General features: G+C 57.0%; 21 protein-coding genes. 13 read left to right on the top strand and 8 right to left on the bottom strand.

Annotation, left to right across the window (positions count from 1 at the left end):
* The first annotated feature begins 2 nt into the window (after positions 1-2).
* The 3 genes from rfaC to FQK12_RS18270 are packed head-to-tail and all read left to right on the top strand — an operon-like array spanning position 3 to position 3,026.
* Positions 3-974, top strand: a complete 972-nt coding sequence (gene rfaC / locus FQK12_RS18280) for a lipopolysaccharide heptosyltransferase RfaC (protein ID WP_009652757.1) — start codon at positions 3-5, stop codon at positions 972-974.
* Positions 974-1,882 (top strand): sugar glycosyltransferase, encoded by a 909-nt coding sequence (locus FQK12_RS18275; protein ID WP_014227241.1) that lies wholly within the window; start codon positions 974-976, stop codon positions 1,880-1,882. Before rfaC ends, FQK12_RS18275 begins: the two co-directional genes overlap by 1 nt.
* Positions 1,860-3,026 carry an O-antigen ligase family protein gene (locus tag FQK12_RS18270; protein ID WP_014227242.1) on the top strand — a complete coding sequence of 389 codons (1,167 nt, stop codon included), beginning with the start codon at positions 1,860-1,862 and terminating at the stop codon, positions 3,024-3,026. The genes FQK12_RS18275 and FQK12_RS18270 overlap by 23 nt, the downstream gene beginning before the upstream one ends.
* A gap of 26 nt (positions 3,027-3,052) precedes the next feature.
* Here the strand turns inward: FQK12_RS18270 and FQK12_RS18265 are convergent, their stop codons facing one another.
* Together FQK12_RS18265 and FQK12_RS18260 are read right to left on the bottom strand one after the other, a co-directional pair.
* The gene (locus tag FQK12_RS18265; RefSeq protein WP_014227243.1) at positions 3,053-4,135 is read right to left on the bottom strand and encodes a glycosyltransferase family 9 protein; all 1,083 of its coding nucleotides are present in this window, start codon (positions 4,133-4,135) and stop codon (positions 3,053-3,055) included.
* A 21-nt stretch (positions 4,136-4,156) separates the two neighbouring features.
* The gene (locus FQK12_RS18260) at positions 4,157-5,119 is read right to left on the bottom strand and encodes a polysaccharide deacetylase family protein (protein ID WP_014227244.1); all 963 of its coding nucleotides are present in this window, start codon (positions 5,117-5,119) and stop codon (positions 4,157-4,159) included.
* Between the two features lie 111 nt (positions 5,120-5,230).
* Here FQK12_RS18260 and rfaQ point away from each other — a divergent pair, with 111 nt between their 5' ends.
* The 7 genes from rfaQ to coaD all read left to right on the top strand — a co-directional run bounded on the left by rfaQ (position 5,231) and on the right by coaD (position 12,164).
* The gene (gene rfaQ / locus FQK12_RS18255) at positions 5,231-6,307 is read left to right on the top strand and encodes a putative lipopolysaccharide heptosyltransferase III (protein WP_014227245.1); all 1,077 of its coding nucleotides are present in this window, start codon (positions 5,231-5,233) and stop codon (positions 6,305-6,307) included.
* Positions 6,304-7,431 carry a glycosyltransferase family 4 protein gene (locus FQK12_RS18250; protein ID WP_014227246.1) on the top strand — a complete coding sequence of 376 codons (1,128 nt, stop codon included), beginning with the start codon at positions 6,304-6,306 and terminating at the stop codon, positions 7,429-7,431. Before rfaQ ends, FQK12_RS18250 begins: the two co-directional genes overlap by 4 nt.
* Before the next feature lie 2 nt (positions 7,432-7,433).
* A complete protein-coding gene (locus FQK12_RS18245; protein ID WP_014227247.1) occupies positions 7,434-8,528 on the top strand; it encodes a glycosyltransferase in 1,095 nt (364 codons plus the stop codon).
* 30 nt (positions 8,529-8,558) lie between these two features.
* Positions 8,559-9,548 carry a glycosyltransferase gene (locus tag FQK12_RS18240; protein WP_014227248.1) on the top strand — a complete coding sequence of 330 codons (990 nt, stop codon included), beginning with the start codon at positions 8,559-8,561 and terminating at the stop codon, positions 9,546-9,548.
* A gap of 92 nt (positions 9,549-9,640) precedes the next feature.
* The gene (gene waaA, locus FQK12_RS18235) at positions 9,641-10,915 is read left to right on the top strand and encodes a lipid IV(A) 3-deoxy-D-manno-octulosonic acid transferase (protein ID WP_014227249.1); all 1,275 of its coding nucleotides are present in this window, start codon (positions 9,641-9,643) and stop codon (positions 10,913-10,915) included.
* Positions 10,915-11,685 (top strand): glycosyltransferase family 2 protein, encoded by a 771-nt coding sequence (locus tag FQK12_RS18230; protein ID WP_014227250.1) that lies wholly within the window; start codon positions 10,915-10,917, stop codon positions 11,683-11,685. The genes waaA and FQK12_RS18230 overlap by 1 nt, the downstream gene beginning before the upstream one ends.
* Positions 11,686-11,687: 2 nt before the next feature.
* Entirely contained in the window at positions 11,688-12,164 is a 477-nt protein-coding gene (gene coaD / locus FQK12_RS18225; RefSeq protein ID WP_004106901.1) for a pantetheine-phosphate adenylyltransferase, read from the top strand.
* A 123-nt stretch (positions 12,165-12,287) separates the two neighbouring features.
* Here coaD and mutM read toward each other — a convergent pair whose 3' ends face one another.
* From mutM to radC, 4 genes are all read right to left on the bottom strand, one after another.
* Positions 12,288-13,097 carry a bifunctional DNA-formamidopyrimidine glycosylase/DNA-(apurinic or apyrimidinic site) lyase gene (gene mutM / locus FQK12_RS18220; RefSeq protein WP_014227251.1) on the bottom strand — a complete coding sequence of 270 codons (810 nt, stop codon included), beginning with the start codon at positions 13,095-13,097 and terminating at the stop codon, positions 12,288-12,290.
* 199 nt (positions 13,098-13,296) lie between these two features.
* Positions 13,297-13,464, bottom strand: a complete 168-nt coding sequence (gene rpmG / locus FQK12_RS18215) for a 50S ribosomal protein L33 (RefSeq protein ID WP_003024094.1) — start codon at positions 13,462-13,464, stop codon at positions 13,297-13,299.
* 20 nt (positions 13,465-13,484) lie between these two features.
* On the bottom strand, positions 13,485-13,721 hold the full coding sequence (gene rpmB / locus FQK12_RS18210) for a 50S ribosomal protein L28 (RefSeq protein WP_002436699.1): 237 nt from the start codon (positions 13,719-13,721) through the stop codon (positions 13,485-13,487).
* A 216-nt stretch (positions 13,722-13,937) separates the two neighbouring features.
* A complete protein-coding gene (gene radC, locus FQK12_RS18205) occupies positions 13,938-14,603 on the bottom strand; it encodes a RadC family protein (RefSeq protein WP_004126657.1) in 666 nt (221 codons plus the stop codon).
* Between the two features lie 175 nt (positions 14,604-14,778).
* Here radC and coaBC point away from each other — a divergent pair, with 175 nt between their 5' ends.
* The 3 genes from coaBC to slmA all read left to right on the top strand — a co-directional run bounded on the left by coaBC (position 14,779) and on the right by slmA (position 17,200).
* Positions 14,779-15,990, top strand: coding sequence for a bifunctional phosphopantothenoylcysteine decarboxylase/phosphopantothenate--cysteine ligase CoaBC (gene coaBC, locus FQK12_RS18200; protein ID WP_014227252.1), 1,212 nt, complete (start codon positions 14,779-14,781; stop codon positions 15,988-15,990).
* Positions 15,968-16,426, top strand: coding sequence for a dUTP diphosphatase (gene dut / locus FQK12_RS18195; RefSeq protein ID WP_004855506.1), 459 nt, complete (start codon positions 15,968-15,970; stop codon positions 16,424-16,426). The genes coaBC and dut overlap by 23 nt, the downstream gene beginning before the upstream one ends.
* Before the next feature lie 177 nt (positions 16,427-16,603).
* Positions 16,604-17,200, top strand: coding sequence for a nucleoid occlusion factor SlmA (gene slmA / locus FQK12_RS18190; protein ID WP_004855507.1), 597 nt, complete (start codon positions 16,604-16,606; stop codon positions 17,198-17,200).
* Between the two features lie 152 nt (positions 17,201-17,352).
* Here the strand turns inward: slmA and pyrE are convergent, their stop codons facing one another.
* Both pyrE and rph read right to left on the bottom strand, forming a co-directional pair.
* Positions 17,353-17,994 carry an orotate phosphoribosyltransferase gene (gene pyrE / locus FQK12_RS18185; RefSeq protein ID WP_004855508.1) on the bottom strand — a complete coding sequence of 214 codons (642 nt, stop codon included), beginning with the start codon at positions 17,992-17,994 and terminating at the stop codon, positions 17,353-17,355.
* Positions 17,995-18,059: 65 nt separating this feature from the next.
* Positions 18,060-18,776: a ribonuclease PH gene (gene rph / locus FQK12_RS18180; protein WP_004106921.1), complete on the bottom strand. Its 717-nt coding sequence runs from the start codon at positions 18,774-18,776 to the stop codon at positions 18,060-18,062.
* Between the last annotated feature and the right edge of the window lie 75 nt (positions 18,777-18,851).

The following is an 18,851-nucleotide window of genomic DNA, read 5'->3' as shown; positions in this document are numbered from 1 at the left end:
GGATGCGGGTACTGATCGTAAAAACCTCGTCCATGGGCGACGTGCTGCACACGCTGCCCGCGCTGAGCGACGCCGCGCTGGCCTTTCCCGGCATTCGTTTCGACTGGGTGGTTGAAGAAGGCTTCGCGCAGATCCCTTCCTGGCATGAGAGCGTCGACCGGGTCATCCCGGTGGCGATTCGCCGCTGGCGTAAGGCGTGGTTTTCCGCGCCGATCAAAGCCGAGCGCAAGGCGTTCCGCGAGGCCGTGCGCGCGGAAAAGTACGACGCTATCATCGATGCCCAGGGGCTGGTGAAGAGCGCCGCGCTGGTCACCCGACTGGCCCGCGGCGTGAAGCACGGTATGGACTGGCAGACCGCCCGCGAGCCGCTGGCGAGCCTGTTTTACAACCGGCGTCACCATATCGCTAAACAGCAGCACGCCGTTGAGCGCACCCGCGAGCTGTTTGCGAAAAGCCTCGGCTACGCGAAGCCGGAAACCCAGGGCGACTACGCGATCGCCCGCCATTTTTTGCGTCAGGCTGACCCGTCCGCTGCGCCGTATCTGGTGTTCCTTCACGCCACGACGCGCGATGATAAACACTGGCCGGAAGAGAACTGGCGGGCGCTTATCGCCCTGCTTGCCGACAGCGGCATACGCATCAAACTGCCGTGGGGCGCCCCCCATGAAGAGGCGCGGGCCGGACGCCTGGCGGAAGGGCACGATTTTGTCGACGTCCTGCCGCGCATGAGCCTGGAGCAGGTAGCCCAGGTGCTGGCCGGCGCGCGCGGGGTCGTTTCCGTCGACACGGGGCTGAGCCACCTCACCGCCGCGCTCGATAAACCGAACTTCACGCTGTACGGCCCGACCGATCCGGGGCTAATTGGCGGCTATGGTAAAAATCAGCACGTGGTGCGCCCGGAAAGCGGCAGCAGCACGGGCGATATTCCCGCGTCCCGGGTTCGGCAACTGTTGAAATCTCAGGAACTGGCTTAATGGGTTCATTATTTAAGCAGATCTATCGCTACACGCATCGACGCGCCTTTCGCCATAACGAAAATCTCTGGCCGTTTACCCATATCACGCGCGCGGCGAGCGGCGAAATCCGCACCCTGAAATACAAAGGGAAAGCGGTTCCGCTGGTCAATCTCAGCGAACTGAAGGATAGCGCTCAGGGCGAGGTGCTGCTGACCGCCACCGGCCCCTCTACGCGCCGCATCGATTTTACGCTGCTGCCGAAAAGTATTCCGGTGATGGGGGTGAACGGCGCCTGGCATCTCTCTGATAAAATTAACTTTTCGCTCTATACCATCGTGGATATGGAGTTTTACGATAAAAAACCGGACGTGATCCGTTCGGTGATTAGCCAGGCTGACATTGTGCTCTTCACCACCATGCACGGTATCGCCAAAATCCTCGACCGCCACGGCGCAGAGCTTCGCTGTCGTTTGGCATTAATTGAAGACGCCTGTTATAAAATTTATCAGCCTAAAGTCGCCAAAAACGCGATACAGCAGGCCTGGCGCGGCGTCCCCGCGCTACGCTTTCATCCGCAAAGGCAGGATATTTGCTTTAGCACCGACATTCGTCACGGCATTTTCGATGCCGGAACCGTGGTCTACTGGGCACTGCAAATTCTGATGTGGCTGGGATTTAAAACCATTCTGATAAGCGGGCTGGATATGAGTAATTTCAACCAGCCGCGATTCTACGAAACGGAACAGGATAAACTCCCCTCCTGGCTGGCAAATAAGGTGGATGACCTGGTCATGCCGTCCTTTTCGCACGCTGCCAACGTGCTGCAACAAAACCATATTCGGGTCGTCAACTTCTCGTTAGAAAGCGCGGTTCCGGAAACGATTTTCGAAAAGGTTTCTTTTGATGAGTACTTTAAAAATAAGTAATTACGCCAGACAGGGCTACACCGTTTTCTTCACTTTGTTTCTGTTTTTTAGCGCTATTTTCTGCGTATCAACCCGGACAAATAACCTCCTTCATTTATCTATTTTGCTCTTTTTGCTTTCACTGCTTAACAAAGACAATCGTCAGGCAATAGCGGAAAGCATCCGCCAGCGGTGGCCGGTTTATAGCCTGCTGGTCGTATTCTGCGTGTACTATGCGCTGAGCAATATTTGGGGGCAGACGCCACAGCATATCGATTCCCCTCTGACCCACGGCACCTATTTAATTTTCTATCTTCTGCTGCTGACAACGCTACTTGGCCATCCCCGGACCCGACATCTGGCGCTGCTGAGCGTCGTGGCCGGGATCACAGTGCTCTCCGTCTGGACGATGGCGATCGACTTCACGCTGGTCCTCAAGGAACGCCTGGTTTCGCCGGAGAATCCCGGCCCGACCAACGTGATCGACCTGGCGGGCTATTGCGGTATCGGTATCCTTATTTGCGCGATGCTGCTGAAGGAGAAAGGCAGCCACCTGCTGTATGTGCCGATGGCCATCATGCTGGTGATGCTGTTTCTGACCCAAAGCCGCGGCCCGATTATCGCGCTGCTGGTGGCGTTTGTTTGCACCCTGCACCTGCACGTCTTTACCCGCCGCAACCTTCTGATTGTCGCCGCGTTAGCGTTGGTTCTGGGCGCGCTTTTCTTCTTTACGCCAACGGGAGACCTGCTGCTGGCGCGCTTTGAAGAGCTGGGCACCCAAAGCGGATTGCGCTTGAGTATCTGGCACCATACGGTCCAGGAAGTGGCCAGCCAGCCGTGGCTGGGTCGGGGCTTTGACTACGAGCTGAACTTTACCAACTACAGCGGCGAGCATATCACTACCACCCACAGCGTCTATCTTGGCGCACTGTTGAAAGGCGGCATAATCGGCCTGGCGCTGCTGCTGGCGGTGATTGCCGGAGGGTTATGGCAGGCATGGCGCAAACAGCAGGATGGCCGCTACGGGCTGGCGATTTTTATCTATGCGCTGATTTTTATGGCCTCGCAGGGCATGTTTATCATCAGCAACCCTCGCGAAAGCTGGCCGCTGTTTTGGCTGCCGCTGGGCATCGCGCTGAGCGGCAGCCTGAAGGCGAAACGCTAAGAGAAGGGCCCGCAGCGGGCCCTTTTTTATGCCTGCTGGCGAGCGGCGATCAGGGCATCCGCCTGCGCTTTGATCGCCGGCCAGACCGCGTCAATGGTCATGTCGGCGACGTTAGTCTCTTCGCAGACAATTTGTCTGGCCTTGTCATAACCCGGTGCCCAAATGGTATAGCCCGGCAAACCGGTATCTTTGAGTTTACGTTTGTTGTAAACCGCCACCATGGGCTTGTCGAACGCGCGAGCAATATGCACGATGGCGGTATCCGCCGTAATCACCAGATCGCAGTGGCGAACAATCTCAACCGCTGAATTAATATTGCTATCTGGCAGATGCAGCGCCGTTTCCAGATTAAGCTGACGAATTTTCTCGCTATGCCCGACCATCACGACGCTGATTTTATAAGGGAGCGTATATAAGCGTTCAATCAGAGCAGAAACCTGATGACGGCAAAAGTCTTTATCCGTTGAGGCGGTAAACGGGTTTATGGCAATACAGAGCTGACTCCCCTTGTGCTGAGCCAGCAGTGTTTTGACTCTTTCCCGCTCAAAAGCATCACCGGGCAGATGATAGTGGTAATGAGGGTGTTCTATGCCAAATAGCCTGGCGACGGCTTTATAGCGCGCGGAAATATGGCTGCTGCTATCCAGAAAAGGGATGGAGTGATCGTAAAGCTTATATTCTTGTTTATTAAAACCGATAACGCAGCCAGGGCGTAAATCAGCCAGCAGTTTAAAACGCTCGTAGGTTTTCACGTCATCAAAATCAACGACCGCGTCAAATCCTGCCGCACGCAGTGCGTTTAACGGCATCCGCGGCTGATATAAATAAACCTGCTCAAGAAAATCCGCACCGGCAAGCATCTGCTTACAAACCGGCCCGGTAAGAACCGAAACCTTATAGCCCCGGTCAGCTAAAAGCTTTGCGCAGCCGGTCGTTACGACCATATCCCCAACTTTGTCATCCAGGCGCAATAATAAAACATGCTGAATCTTCGCGGAATTAAAGGGCTGGCGTGCGCTTTTATTTCTGTAACGATAGTTAATTAAATTAAACTTAATTTCGCGGAAGAAGGCATTTTTCTTCCGCGTAAACTGCTTCACGATACGCATACGGTACCTGGTTGTGATCTTTTATCGCTGTGTGAGTTTCTGTTGGTAGTACTCCGCCAACGTCATTCCCTTCACCTGCGGCGCCAGCCAGCTGAAAAAAGCGTCCAGATCGGCATATAAGCGCTCGATATCCTGCTCGTTTTTAAACGTTGGGCTGCCGCCGGGCATGTACTCTGAAGAGTGGAGCATATATTCGACGTAGTCATTACCCTGAGTCAATGTTTGTTCGACCACTTTTTTCATCGTCTCAACGTTGCCGCCCATCGGACGCAGCCAGTGTACCGACGGCGAGCGTACTTTGCCGCGCAGGCGATCGTAGCCCTGCTTCAGGCTATTCATCCACGCGGAATGCTTGTACTGAATGCTCATCGGCACTTCCAGCAGCGATGATTGCCCTTCACGACGGATATCATTCTCGTCAAGAAAATAGGCGTGCTGCGGGAAATCACGGTAATCGGTACCGCCGTCGCCCTGCGGCGCGCCTTTCGCCGTCTTCCAGTTCACCCTCGGGGTAACCGAGCAATCCACCAGATAGCCATACTCCACCAGCAGACGCGCGTAGCGCTCGTCAAACGCCCAGCGCCCGGCGCGATGGCTGACCATTTTGGTCTGGAAGGTATCCTCCAGCAGACGGGTCATATAGTCGACTTTTGCCCGCATCGCCGCATCGCTGTACTCGATCAAATACGGTTTATGTCGCCAGTCGTCATCGGTGAGCGGATCGGTCGGCGGGCTGTTCCACGCGTGGAGATGCATACCGATTTCCGCGGTTCCCCGGGCGATCGCATCTTTGGCAAATTCGATATAAACCGGGTCGATGGCCATTTCATAGTTGGTCAACCAGACCGGTTTAAAACCATACTTTTCGCAAAGCTGCTGAAAACGCGGTAGATAGCGCGCATTCTCGGTGGTGATGCTGTCATGTTTTTGCCAGAGGTTATCACCCTCTGTATCAATCGTGATGAGAAATGCGGGTTTGTGCACGAAAACGTCCTCAGGCCATACGTATCGGGTCATGGTAGAGCAAGACAAGGCTTCTCTCAATCTATCTGATCCCCTAGAATCGGAGCCCTGCCCCTGAATGAAGAATAGAGAATGACGCCTGAAACCCGCACTTCCGGCCGCGTGAACCCGGCGCGAATCCTGGTTATTAAGCTTCGCCATCATGGCGATATGTTATTGATAACGCCGCTTATTCACGCGCTTAAGCAGCAATATCCCGCCGCCAGCGTGGATGTGCTGCTTTATGAAGAAACCCGGGATATGCTCGCAGCGAATACGGATATCCGCCACATTTACGGCATTGACCGGCGCTGGAAAAAACAGGGCGCCGGCCATCAGCTGAAGATGGAGTGGCAGCTGATTCGCACGCTCCGCCAGCAGCGCTACGATATGGTGCTCAATCTTGCCGATCAGTGGCCCAGCGCGATCATCACCAAACTGACCGGGGCGGCCATCCGTATCGGCTTTGACTTTCCGAAGCGTCGCCACCCGGCCTGGCGTTTTTGCCATACCGCCCTCGCCTCAACCGAGCGGCATAACCAGCTGCATACCGTGCAGCAGAATCTGTCGATTCTGGCGCCGCTTGGGCTGGATATTGCTGACGCGCCGGCGACGATGGGCTACAGCGAGCAGGACTGGCGCGCCAGCCGCGCGCTGCTGCCGGCAGGATTTCAGGATAACTATATCGTCATTCAGCCAACCTCCCGCTGGTTCTTTAAGTGCTGGCGCGAAGGGCGGATGAGCGCCCTGATAAACGCGCTTTCTGAAGCAGGCTACCCGGTCGTGCTGACCTCCGGCCCTGACGCCAGAGAGAAGCAGATGATCGACACCATTATGGCGGGCTGCCCCAATGCTCGCCTGCACTCCCTCGCCGGGCTGCTCACCCTGCGCCAGCTGGCGTCCGTCATCGACCATGCCCGCCTGTTTATCGGCGTTGACTCCGTGCCGATGCATATGGCCGCCGCGCTCGGTACGCCGCTGGTGGCGCTATTCGGCCCCTCCAAGCTCACCTTCTGGCGTCCATGGCAGGCGCAGGGCGAGGTGATTTGGGCGGGTGATTTCGGATCGATTCCCGATCCTGACGACATTGATACCAACACCAACGAACGCTTTCTCGATTTAATCCCCACCGACGCGGTTATCGCGGCGGCGAAAAAGGTACTGGCATGAGTAAATTCAGGCTGGCTCTGGTACGCCAGAAGTATCGCCCGGACGGCGGCGCGGAGCGCTTTGTCTCCCGCGCGCTGGAAGCCCTCGACGACAGCGATCTTGAACTGAACGTCATCACCCGCGAATGGCAGGGGCCGGTGAAGCCCGAGTGGAACATCCACATCTGCAATCCGCGCAAATGGGGGCGGATCAGCCGCGAGCGAGGATTTGCCGACGCCGCCCGCCAGCTATGGCAGCGCGAAGCCTTCGATCTGGTGCAAAGCCACGAGCGTATCCCCGGCTGCGACCTGTACCGCGCCGGAGACGGCGTGCACCGCCGCTGGCTGCAGCAGCGCTCGCGCATTTTGCCCGGCTGGAAAAGCCGCCTGCTGTTTGCCGACCGCTACCATCGCTATGTGATGCAGGCCGAGCGCGACATGTACCAGGACGCGCACCTGCGCGGCGTTATCTGCAACGCGGAGATGATTAAACGCGAGATTATTGAAGACTTCGGCCTGCCGGCGGAAAAAATCCACGTTATCTATAACGCTATCGATAACCAGCGTTTTCTGCCGCCGACGGAAGAAGCCTTTGTCGCGCTGCGCGCCAAATGGAATCTGCCGCGCCAGGCGACCTGCCTGATCTACGTCGGCTCCGGCTTTGAGCGCAAGGGGCTGGATGCGGCGATCCGCGCCATCGCGCCGACCAACCGCTACCTGCTGGTGGTGGGCAAAGATAAAGAGCAGGGCCGCTATCAGCAGCTGGCGAAAACGCTGAACTGCGAGGAGCGGGTGCGCTTCTTCGGCATGCAATCGGAAACCCTGCCGTTCTATCAGATGGCCGACGGCCTGCTGCTGCCGACGCTGTACGATCCGTTTCCCAACGTCATTCTCGAAGCGATGGCCTGCGGCCTGCCGGTGATTACGACTACCGGCTGCGGCGGCGCGGAGTTTATTGTTCAGGGCAGCAATGGCTACGTTTGCGATGCGCTGGATATCCCGGCCCTGCAGGAGTCGGTTATCGCCCTGCCCGCCCGGGCGTTAGGCTCTGCGCAAGGCGAACGCGCCCGCGAGCGCATCATGACCTGCACCAGCGAACGTCTCTCGGCGCAGCTGCTCTCCCTCTATCAGGATTTGGTGAAATAACGATGCGCATACTGTTTGTTATCGACGGCCTGCCCGGCGGCGGCGCGGAAAAAGTCGTGCTGACGCTGGCAGCGCATTTTCTCAGCCAGGGTGAACAGGTATCGCTTTTTTCCCTGCGCGACGTCTGCGATTATCCGCTGCCGGAAGGGCTGGATTATCAGGTCATCGCCGATCGCTGCCGCAAGCCGTGGCGCAAGCTGACGGAGCTGTCCCGGCGCGCGCGCCAGCTTGATGCGGCAATCGAGAAAGCAGAACAGCAGGGCCGTTTCGATCTGGTGCTCTCGAATCTGCATAAAACCGACCGCATTGTCTCCCGCAGCCGCCTGCTGAACGGGCGCAACGTCTGGTTTTGCCTGCACGGCGTGTTCTCCGCGTCCTATCTCGGACACCGCAGCGGTTTTGACCGCTGGCTGAAACAGCAGAAAATCGGGCGCGTTTACCAGGGACGCAACGTCGTCGCCGTCTCCGATGCGGTAGGTCAAGACCTGGTCGAGCAGTTCGCTATTCGCCCGGCCCAGCTGAAAACCATCTATAACCCGTTTGATATCCCCGCGCTGCGCGCCGCGGCTGAAGAGCCCAGCCAGCGCCCCGACGGCGACTATATTATCCACGTGGGCCGCTTTCATCCCGGTAAACGCCACGACCGCCTGATTGAGGCGTATGCGCAAAGCGGTATCGATGCGCCGCTGGTACTGCTGGGGCAGGGAAAACCGGAACAAGAACAGCGCCTGCGCCAGCTGGCGCAGCAGCTACAGGTTGCCGATCGCGTCCTGTTTAAGGGCTTCCAGAAAAACCCGCTGCCGTGGATTAAAGGCGCGCGGATGCTGGTCCTCAGCTCCGATAGCGAAGGCTTTGGCAACGTGGTGGTTGAGGCGCTGCTGCTGGATACGCCGGTCGCCAGCACCCGCTGCCCGGGCGGCGTGACCGAGATCCTCACCGGCGAGCTGTCGCGTGGCCTGGCGGATCTCAACAGCCCGGCGCTGGCTCAGACGATGCAAAGCATTTACCATAGCCCGCCGGCCATCGACGCAGCGGCGCTGGAGAAGTTCAGCGTGGCATCGATTTGTCAGCAGTATCGTCAGCTGCGCAGCGCCTGACGCCGTTATTCAACCAGGATCGAATGAGTTATGAGTCAAACGCCTTTACTAAGCATCGTAGCCGCCGTCTATAACGGCGAAAAATTCCTTGCGCAATTCTTTGAGTGCCTTGAGCAACAGCAGCTGGAAAGCTATGAACTGATCCTGGTGAACGACGGGTCGACGGACGGTAGCCTTGCGGTTATCGACCAGTGGAAAGAGCGCCTGCAAAACGTGCTCGTGCTGGAGCAGGAAAACCAGGGCGTGTCGGTGGCGCGCAATACCGGCCTCGCCGCGGCGACGGGTAAGTACCTGACCTTCCCGGATATCGACGATAAGCTTTACCCGGGCATGTACCGTACGCTTCTGGAGATGGCGGAAAAGGGCAATCTAGACGTCGCCACCTGCAACGGCCGCTACGTCTACGAGACGAAAAAAGATATCCATCCTATTTTCCCGCTGGACCGGCTACAGTCGACCGGCGTTTTGCCCGGCCACGTCTGGTTAAAGCAGGCGCTGGATTCTCGTAAGTTCCTGCATGTCACCTGGCTGAATATCTACCGCCGGGAGTTTATCGCCAGCCACCGCTTCCACTTTGAGCCTGGCCTGCGCCATCAGGATATTCCCTGGACCACCGAAGTGCTGCTGGCGGCAGAGCGCGTGCAGTACACCAGCGAGCAGTTCTACGATTACTATATTCACTCGGAATCGGTGTCGCATAAGCCGGACAACGACGACACGCTGATGCGTTCAGCGCGCCACTATATGAAGATTCTTGAGATGCTGGACGCCATCAACCAGCGTTATCCGGACAAGGTTCGCGATATTTCCGCCTGCCGCTGGCAGATCGCCAAAGAGGGGCTGGGAATTATTCATACCTTCGATAGCATGAAAGATGAGTCAAAAAAGCATATTATCATTAAAGAGTTCTTTGACCGCGGTATCTGGCGCCTGATCTGGAAAAACGCCCGTACGTTCCGTCTACGCTGGCGTCTTGGACGCCGCTATCTGCGCATCAAGCGCTATCGCGACGCGGCTTAATACTGAATCCCTTAGTTTCCGCCAAAGAGATAGCTTTACGCGGGTTAAATGCTTAGAATTTGCCCGCAAAAACATAAATACGGATAAATCGCTTGGAATTGCTTTATACCGCCCTACTTTACCTCATTCAGCCGCTGGTGTGGCTGCGACTGCTGTTACGCAGCCGTAAGGCCCCTGCCTATCGTAAACGCTGGAAGGAACGTTATGGCTTCTGCCAGAACAAGGTAGAACCGGGTGGCATCCTGCTGCATTCCGTTTCCGTAGGTGAAACGCTGGCGGCGATTCCGCTGGTGCGCGCGCTACGCCACCGTTACCCCTATCTGCCGATCACCGTCACCACCATGACGCCAACCGGCTCTGAACGCGCCATGTCCGCTTTCGGCAAAGACGTGCATCACGTCTATCTGCCTTACGATCTGCCCGGCGCGATGAACCGTTTCTTCAATACCGTTCAGCCGAAGCTGGTTATCGTCATGGAAACCGAACTGTGGCCGAACATGGTCGCCACGCTGCATAAGCGTAAAATCCCGCTGGTAATCGCCAACGCCCGCCTCTCCGAACGCTCGGCGAAAGGCTATGCCAAACTGGGGAAATTTATGCGTCGGCTGCTGAGCCGCATTACCCTTATCGCCGCGCAGAATGAAGAAGACGCCAGCCGCTTTATCGCTCTTGGCCTGAAACGCAATCAGCTGGCGGTCACCGGCAGCCTGAAGTTTGATATTTCGGTCACGCCAGAGCTGGCGGCTCGCGCCATCACCCTGCGCCGCCAGTGGGCTCCGCACCGCCAGGTATGGATTGCCACCAGCACCCACGACGGCGAAGAACAAATTATTCTTCAGGCGCATAAGCAGCTGCTGGAGCGTTTCCCCAACCTGCTGCTGATCCTTGTCCCTCGCCATCCGGAGCGCTTCGGCGACGCCCGCGAGATGGTGCAGAAAGCGGGAATGAGCTACACCCTGCGCAGCACCGGCGAAATCCCGTCGAACAGTACCCAGGTGGTGATTGGCGATACCATGGGCGAGCTGATGCTGCTGTACGGCATTGCCGACCTCGCGTTTGTCGGCGGTAGCCTGGTGGAGCGCGGCGGCCATAACCCGCTGGAGCCCGCCGCCCATGCGATACCGGTACTGATGGGTCCGCACACGTTCAACTTCAAAGATATCTGCGCCAAGCTGCAGCAGGACGATGGACTGATTACCGTCACCGACGCCGACTCGCTGGTAACGCAGGTGTCTAACCTGCTGACCGATGAAGATTACCGTCTGTGGTACGGTCGCCATGCGGTGGAAGTTCTGCACCAAAACCAGGGCGCGCTCTCCCGTCTGCTACAGTTATTGCAACCCTATCTGCCGCAGCGGAGCCACTAATGTCGCCTCGACTCTCGGTCGTGATGATCGCCAAAAACGCGGCGGATCTGCTGCCTGATTGTCTGGCGTCGGTAAGCTGGGCCGATGAGATAGTGCTGCTGGATTCCGGCAGCAGCGACAACACCGTCGAACTCGCCCGCAGCCAGGGCGTTCAGGTGCATGTCAATCGCGACTGGCAGGGCTACGGTATTCAGCGCCAGCGCGCCCAGGCCTACGCCACCGGCGACTACGTGCTGATGATCGATACCGACGAGCGCGTCACTCCGGAGCTTGCGCAGTCTATCCGCAGCGTGCTGGCCGCGCCGCAAACCGGCGCGATATACAGCATCGCCCGGCGCAACTATTTCCTTGGCCGCTTTATGCGCCACAGCGGCTGGTACCCCGACCGCGTGATGCGCCTGTACGAACGCGACCGTTACCGCTATAACGATAATCTGGTCCACGAATCTCTCGACGCCCAGGGCGCGCGGGTTATCGAACTCGCGGGCGACCTGCTGCATCTGACCTGCCGTGATTTCTCCGGCTTTCAGCAAAAGCAGCTGGCCTACGCCGCCGCCTGGGCGCAGGAGCGCCATCAGAGAGGCAAAAAGACCTCGCTGGCCGCTATCTTCGGCCATACGCTGGGCGCCTTTGTGAAAACGCTGCTGCTGCGCGGGGGCATTCTGGATGGGAAACAAGGTTGGCTGCTGGCGGTGGTCAACGCGCAATACACGTTTAATAAATACACCGAGCTGTGGGCCCTGAGCCGCGGCTACTCGGAGAAAGTGTGATTATGAGCACAAAAGCGATCTATCCGGGAACCTTCGACCCTATCACCAACGGCCATATCGATATCGTCACCCGCGCGGCCAGCATGTTCGATAAGGTGCTGCTGGCTATCGCCGCCAGCCCGAGCAAAAAGCCGATGTTCACTCTCGACGAACGCATCGCGCTGGCCACCCAGGCAACGGCGCATCTGGTCAACGTTGAGGTTATTGGCTTCAGCGATTTAATGGCCAATTTTGCCCGCGCGCAGCAGGCGAATATTTTAATTCGCGGCCTGCGGGCGGTGGCGGATTTTGAATATGAGATGCAGCTGGCGCATATGAACCGTCATTTGATGCCGACGCTGGAGAGCGTGTTTCTGATGCCGTGCAAAGAGTGGTCGTTTATCTCCTCTTCGCTGGTGAAAGAAGTGGCGCGCCACCAGGGCGACGTATCTCACTTTCTGCCGGCAAACGTTCACCAGGCGCTGCTGAAGAAGCTGTAATCCTGCGCCATCGGGGCTCTTCCCGGAGGCGATGCTGCGCATCTGTCCGGGCTACCGGACCAAGCACAGCCCTGTAGCCCGGCTAAGCGCAGCGCAAGCCGGGTTCACCGCAGCCACCGCATATTACTTCTGGCACTGGCGACAATAAAACGTCGCCCGCTGGGCGTGTTTACTGCCGATAACCGGCGTCCCGCAAATGCGGCACGGCTCGCCCTTGCGGCCATACACCTGCAGCTCCTGGGCAAAGTAGCCCGGTTTACCGTCGCTTTGCAGGAAATCTTTCAGCGTCGTCCCGCCCTGTTCGATGGATCGCAGCAGGACCAGCTTAATCACTTTCACCAGCTGCTCGCACTCCTCGCGCGACAGCGAAGAAGCCAGCCTGTCGGGGTGAATACCCGCCGAAAAGAGCGATTCGCTGGCGTAGATATTGCCCACCCCGACCACCAGCTTATTATCCATTAGCCAGGGCTTAATCGCGGTTTTTTTCTTCGCGCACTTCGCCTGCAGATAATCGGCGTTGAACTCATCGCTCAGCGGCTCCGGCCCCAGATGCGCCAGCACCGGATGCCCTTCCAGCGCTTTGGTCCACAGCCAGGCGCCAAAACGACGCGGGTCGGTATAGCGCAGCACCTTGCCGTTACTCATCACCAGGTCCACGTGATCGTGTTTTTCCGCGGGCAGCTCTTCGCTCAGGATACGCAGGCTTCCCGACATCCCAAGGTGGACGATAATCCAGCCGTCGGGCAGTTCCAGCAGCAGATATTTAGCGCGGCGGCGTACGCTGAGCACCGGAACGTCGCTCAGACGATAGATCTCTTCGGAGACCGGCCAACGCAGGCGCCCGTTGCGCACAACGGCGTGCAGGATGGTGGCTCCCACCAGGTGCGGCTCAATGCCGCGGCGGCTGGTTTCTACTTCAGGTAATTCAGGCATTCTTTTCTCGAACAAAAACGGCAGGATGCACTATCTTACCGCGTTCAGCGACGAGGTTCAGGGCAATTATTGTTCAGCATGCTCTTCCGCCTGGCGCAGGGGGTAAACGTTCGCCAGCGCCAACGGTGTAGACGGTAGCGTAGTCTTGATAACAAAAAACCCCGCCGAGGCGGGGTTTTTCTTTACAAGGAATCTAAAATTATTTGATTTTAGCTTCTTTGTATAAAACGTGCTGACGGACAACTGGATCGAACTTTTTCAGTTCCAGTTTTTCCGGCTTAGTACGTTTGTTCTTCGTGGTGGTATAGAAGTGACCAGTACCAGCAGAAGAAACCAGCTTGATTTTCTCACGAATACCTTTAGCCATGACTTATTTCCTCTAAGTACTTAGTACTTTTCGCCACGGGCACGCAGTTCGGACAGAACTGTATCGATGCCTTTCTTATCAATAACACGCATACCTTTAGCAGATACGCGCAGGGTGACAAAACGCTTCTCGCTCTCAACCCAGAAACGGTGAGAGTGCAGGTTCGGCAGGAAACGGCGTTTAGTCGCGTTCAGTGCGTGGGAACGGTTGTTACCGGTCACCGGACGCTTGCCAGTAACTTGGCAGACTCGGGACATGTCTATTCTCCAAAAATCAAATTAGCTCGAGCTTCGTATGGGGTATTGGCGCCTCGTCAGGCTTTACAGCCCGGTCATCGCAGTTCTAAGCGAACTCTCGATTGCCAGGCCCAAATGCCAAACCCGAGATTCTCAAAGGTGGCGTAGTATACGCTGACTCGGCGATGTGCTCAAGTCCCGAACAGACAAAGATCCCGATGGATCGCGCGATCGGGGCTAAATCCAGCCGCGTTCAGCAAAAGATACGTACGCTCCGCGGCCAATAACAAGGTGATCCAGCACACGTATATCCATGAATCGACAACATTTTATCACTCTTTCGGTAATCAACCTGTCGGCCTTGCTCGGCTCAGGACTACCGGATGGATGATTATGTGCCAGGATCACCGCGGCGGCGTTCACTTTGATGGCTTCGCGTACGATTTCTCGCGGATGCACCTCAACGTGGCTAAGAGTACCAGAAAAAAGGCGGCTATGTTTCAATACCCGGTTCTGATTATCTAAAAAGATCACCATGAAGATCTCACGCTCTTCGTCGGCCAGCTGGCTTTGCAGAAATTCCCGCGTCATCGACGGGGTAACCAGCGAGGGTTCTTCCGTCATTCGCAGGCTAAAATAGCGTCGCGCCAGTTCAGCAATCCCTTTTAGCTGCGCATATTTCGCCAGACCAATGCCTTCCACCTCAGCAAACTGCGACTCTTCCGCCGATAGCAGGCCGTACAGCGAGCCAAAACGCTGTAGCAGCTCCCGCGAAAATGTCATCACGTCCTGCGTGCGGGTACCGGTACGTAAAAATAGCGCCAACAGCTCAATATCCGACAAAACTTCGATACCGTAGCGCTGCATCTTTTCCCTCGGCATGAGGGATTCTTGTATTTCCATCGCGGCATCTCCTTCCCACTGCGCGCTATCCTGGCACAGCCTTTTTGCGCCGCCGAGATGCAAGTTTTATCCCTGCGTAGCGCCTCGCAAAGTGTATCTCCGCGAGGCACACGATGCCGTCAGGATTGTGATAAGATGCGCGAATTCTGGTGTACCGCAACAGGAAAAAATCATGATGAGTCTGGCTGGTAAAAAGATCGTTCTTGGCGTGAGCGGCGGCATTGCTGCCTATAAAACGCCGGAACTGGTGCGCCGCCTGCGTGACCGCGGCGCGGATGTCCGCGTCGCCATGACGGAAGCCGCAAAAGCCTTCATTACGCCATTAAGTCTACAGGCGGTATCCGGTTATCCGGTTTCCGACAGCCTGCTCGACCCGGCCGCCGAAGCGGCGATGGGCCATATTGAGCTGGGGAAATGGGCCGACCTGGTCATTCTTGCCCCCGCCACCGCCGACCTAATCGCTCGCGTCGCGGCAGGGATGGCCAACGATCTCGTTTCGACGATTTGTCTCGCTACGCCGTCGCCGGTCGCCGTCGTGCCCGCCATGAATCAGCAGATGTATCGCGCCGCCGCCACTCAGCATAATCTGGACGTCATTGCCGCCCGCGGTCTGCTGGTCTGGGGCCCGGACAGCGGCAGCCAGGCCTGCGGCGATGTTGGCCCGGGGCGGATGCTGGACCCGCTGACCATTGTGGATATGGCCGCGCAGCATTTCTCGCCTGTCAAAGATTTGCAACATCTGAACATCATGATTACCGCGGGCCCCACCCGCGAGCCGCTGGATCCGGTGCGTTATATCACCAATCACAGTTCTGGTAAGATGGGCTTCGCGATTGCCGCCGCCGCCGCGCGCCGCGGGGCGAACGTCACGCTGGTGAGCGGCCCGGTTTCGCTGCCTACGCCGCCGTTTGTACACAGAATTGATGTCACCACCGCGCTGGAAATGGAAGCCGCGGTGCAAAACAGCGCGCCTCAGCAGCATATTTTTATTGGTTGTGCGGCGGTCGCTGACTACCGTGCGGTCGCCATCGCCGAAGAAAAAATCAAAAAACAAGGTGATGAATTAACCCTGAAAATGGTTAAAAATCCGGATATCGTCGCAGGGGTCGCCGCGCTTAAGGCCAACCGCCCTTACGTCGTTGGGTTTGCCGCCGAAACAAATAATGTGGAAGAATACGCACGGCAAAAGCGAGCCCGCAAAAATCTTGATCTGATTTGCGCCAATGATGTTTCTCAGCCAAATCAGGGATTTAACAGCGACAGCAATGCATTACACCTTTTCTGGCAGGAGGGAGATAAGCGCTTACCACTTGAGCGCAAGGAACTCCTGGGCCAATTATTACTCGACGAGATCGTTACCCGTTATGATGAAAAAAATCGACGTTAAGATTCTGGACCCGCGTGTTGGTCAGCAATTTCCGCTGCCGACCTATGCCACCTCCGGCTCCGCCGGACTTGACCTGCGAGCCTGTCTCGATGACGCCGTAGAGCTGGCTCCTGGCGCAACGACCCTCGTGCCAACCGGCCTGGCGATTCATATTGCCGATCCCTCTCTGGCGGCGGTGATTCTGCCGCGCTCCGGACTGGGCCATAAGCACGGCGTCGTACTGGGTAACCTGGTCGGTCTGATTGATTCTGACTATCAGGGCCAGCTGATGGTTTCCGTCTGGAACCGCAGCCAGCAGAGCTTCAGCATCGAACCCGGCGAGCGTATCGCGCAAATGGTGTTTGTGCCCGTTGTGCAGGCAGAATTTAACCTGGTGGAAGATTTTGACGCCACCGATCGCGGCGAAGGCGGCTTCGGTCACTCAGGGCGTCAATAAGCCCGGCGATAGACAAAACTCTTTCGGGGCGCTGCCGGCAAAAGGGCTGCCTGAAGGATGAAGTGGAACCAGCATCGCAAAGCGCACTAATGCAATAACATCACCGCAGGCAACAGCTTGCGGTCGCTTTGTGGGTGCCTGCCTGACAAGTGCTTTTTTTCAGGGGTATTTTAAAACATGGCAGAAAAACAAACTGCGAAAAGGAATCGTCGCGAAGAAATACTTCAATCTCTGGCGCTAATGCTTGAATCCAGCGATGGAAGTCAGCGCATTACCACAGCGAAACTGGCGGCGTCCGTTGGCGTATCCGAAGCGGCTCTGTATCGGCACTTCCCGAGCAAGACCCGCATGTTTGACAGCCTGATTGAATTTATCGAAGACAGCCTGATTACGCGCATCAATTTGATTTTAAAAGATGAAAAAGACACCTCAGCGCGCCTGCGTCTGATTGTGCTGTTGATTCTTGGGTTTGGCGAGCGTAATCCTGGGCTGACAAGAATTCTGACCGGCCATGCGCTGATGTTTGAACAGGACCGGCTTCAGGACCGCATCAATCAGCTGTTCGAGCGCATTGAAGTTCAGCTGCGTCAGGTGTTGCGTGAAAAGAAAATGCGCGAAGGCGAAGGCTATACCGTCGATGAAGCCCTGCTGGCCAGCCAGCTGTTGGCATTCTGCGAAGGGATGCTATCGCGCTTTGTGCGCAGCGAGTTTAAATATCGCCCGACGGACGATTTTGACGCCCGCTGGCCGCTGGTCGCCGCCCAGCTGAAATAATTCTCGCCGGTCTCTGTGCAGCCCGAAGGGCTGCATCTCTTCCCGCAGGAATTCCCGGCATTATCCGCATTGATACCCAGGCGCTCTTCTCGCCGCGGCTGGCCGTTTTGCCAGCAATCGACCCGACAGACCGTTGCCCGCCGGGCAGATGTTTATACGCCGTACGCTTCGCGATAGGCGCGAACGGCAGTCAGGTGTTCAGCCATTTCCGGCTTCTCTTCCAGATAGCTAATCAGGTCTTTCAGCGTCACGATGGAAATTACTTTACAGCCGTAGTCGCGCTCAACTTCCTGAATCGCGGAGATTTCGCCGCGTCCGCGTTCCTGACGATCCAGAGAGATCAGTACGCCGGCCAGCTCAGCGCCGTTGGCCTGAATAATTTCCATCGATTCCCGAATCGCGGTGCCTGCGGTAATAACATCATCCACCAGCATGACGCGGCCCTGCAGCGCGCTCCCCACCAGATTTCCACCCTCGCCGTGGGTCTTTGCCTCTTTGCGGTTAAAGCAGTAAGGCAGATCGCGGTCATGATGTTCCGCCAGCGCGACCGCCGTGGTCGTGGCGATAGGGATGCCTTTATAGGCCGGGCCAAACAGCAGGTCAAAATCAATCCCGGAATCCACCAGCGCTTCGGCATAAAAACGGCCTAACAGTGCCAGATCGCGCCCGGTATTAAACAGGCCGGCGTTGAAGAAATAGGGACTCTTGCGCCCGGATTTCAGCGTAAACTCGCCAAACTTAAGTACCTGCTTGTTAAGCGCAAACTCAATAAACTGGCGCTGATACGGTTTCATGGATTCGCTCCTCATCTTACTTTTCTACGGACAAAAAAAAGGCGACTTCTCAGTCGCCTTAAAAACTAGTTTTGCAACGCCGCTTTCTGCGTCGTGACAATAGATTCGATACCCCCCCGGGCCAATGCCAGCAGGGTGAGGAGTTCTTCATGGGTGAACGGCTCGCCTTCCGCCGTACCCTGCACCTCAATGATGCGGCCATCTTCGGTCATCACCACGTTCATATCGGTTTCCGCCGCGGAATCTTCAACGTATTCCAGATCGCAAATCGCTTCGCCATTCACGATGCCCACGGAGACCGCCGCCACCATTCCTTTCATCGGGTTGGTTTTCAGCTTACCGGCCGCGACCAGCTTATTCAGCGCATCGGCCAGCGCCACGCAGGCTCCGGTGATAGACGCGGTACGGGTGCCGCCGTCTGCCTGCAGCACATCGCAGTCCAGAGTGATGGTGAACTCACCCAGCGCTTTCAGGTCAACCGCCGCGCGCAGCGCACGCGCGATCAGGCGCTGGATTTCCATGGTGCGTCCGCCCTGCTTACCTTTTGCGGCTTCACGCGCGTTACGCGTATGGGTAGAACGCGGCAGCATGCCGTATTCGGCGGTGATCCACCCCTGGCCCTGGCCTTTCAGAAAGCGCGGCACGCCTTCATCAATAGAAGCGGTGCACAATACTTTCGTGTCACCAAATTCGACCAGCACGGAGCCTTCTGCGTGTTTTGTGTAGTTACGGGTCAGGGTTACTGGGCGCACTTGATTAGCGCTACGGCCTGCTGGACGCATGATGTTCTCCGGCTTGAAACGAATGTGGCTGCGCATTATACGGATAATGCGCGCTTATTCCTATCCTGATAAGGC

The sequence above is a fragment of the Klebsiella sp. ME-303 genome, from assembly GCF_007910085.1.
Lineage (GTDB): Bacteria > Pseudomonadota > Gammaproteobacteria > Enterobacterales > Enterobacteriaceae > Klebsiella > Klebsiella michiganensis.
Note: the sequence above shows the minus strand (reverse complement) of the source record. Positions and strands in the feature narration are given on the sequence as shown.

Bases quoted from the DNA above. Each gene is read 5' to 3' on its own strand.
- FQK12_RS18240 (WP_014227248.1), top strand. From the start codon at position 8,559: ATGAGTCAAACGCCTTTACTAAGCATCGTAGCCGCCGTCTATAACGGC.
- dut (WP_004855506.1), top strand. From the start codon at position 15,968: ATGATGAAAAAAATCGACGTTAAGATTCTGGACCCGCGTGTTGGTCAG.
- FQK12_RS18265 (WP_014227243.1), bottom strand. From the start codon at position 4,135: ATGCGTATCGTGAAGCAGTTTACGCGGAAGAAAAATGCCTTCTTCCGC.
- slmA (WP_004855507.1), top strand. From the start codon at position 16,604: ATGGCAGAAAAACAAACTGCGAAAAGGAATCGTCGCGAAGAAATACTT.
- rfaQ (WP_014227245.1), top strand. From the start codon at position 5,231: ATGACGCCTGAAACCCGCACTTCCGGCCGCGTGAACCCGGCGCGAATC.
- rpmB (WP_002436699.1), bottom strand. From the start codon at position 13,721: ATGTCCCGAGTCTGCCAAGTTACTGGCAAGCGTCCGGTGACCGGTAAC.
- coaBC (WP_014227252.1), top strand. From the start codon at position 14,779: ATGAGTCTGGCTGGTAAAAAGATCGTTCTTGGCGTGAGCGGCGGCATT.
- rfaC (WP_009652757.1), top strand. From the start codon at position 3: ATGCGGGTACTGATCGTAAAAACCTCGTCCATGGGCGACGTGCTGCAC.
- FQK12_RS18245 (WP_014227247.1), top strand. From the start codon at position 7,434: ATGCGCATACTGTTTGTTATCGACGGCCTGCCCGGCGGCGGCGCGGAA.
- mutM (WP_014227251.1), bottom strand. From the start codon at position 13,097: ATGCCTGAATTACCTGAAGTAGAAACCAGCCGCCGCGGCATTGAGCCG.
- rph (WP_004106921.1), bottom strand. From the start codon at position 18,776: ATGCGTCCAGCAGGCCGTAGCGCTAATCAAGTGCGCCCAGTAACCCTG.
- radC (WP_004126657.1), bottom strand. From the start codon at position 14,603: ATGGAAATACAAGAATCCCTCATGCCGAGGGAAAAGATGCAGCGCTAC.
- rpmG (WP_003024094.1), bottom strand. From the start codon at position 13,464: ATGGCTAAAGGTATTCGTGAGAAAATCAAGCTGGTTTCTTCTGCTGGT.
- pyrE (WP_004855508.1), bottom strand. From the start codon at position 17,994: ATGAAACCGTATCAGCGCCAGTTTATTGAGTTTGCGCTTAACAAGCAG.
- FQK12_RS18275 (WP_014227241.1), top strand. From the start codon at position 974: ATGGGTTCATTATTTAAGCAGATCTATCGCTACACGCATCGACGCGCC.
- FQK12_RS18230 (WP_014227250.1), top strand. From the start codon at position 10,915: ATGTCGCCTCGACTCTCGGTCGTGATGATCGCCAAAAACGCGGCGGAT.
- coaD (WP_004106901.1), top strand. From the start codon at position 11,688: ATGAGCACAAAAGCGATCTATCCGGGAACCTTCGACCCTATCACCAAC.
- FQK12_RS18250 (WP_014227246.1), top strand. From the start codon at position 6,304: ATGAGTAAATTCAGGCTGGCTCTGGTACGCCAGAAGTATCGCCCGGAC.
- FQK12_RS18270 (WP_014227242.1), top strand. From the start codon at position 1,860: ATGAGTACTTTAAAAATAAGTAATTACGCCAGACAGGGCTACACCGTT.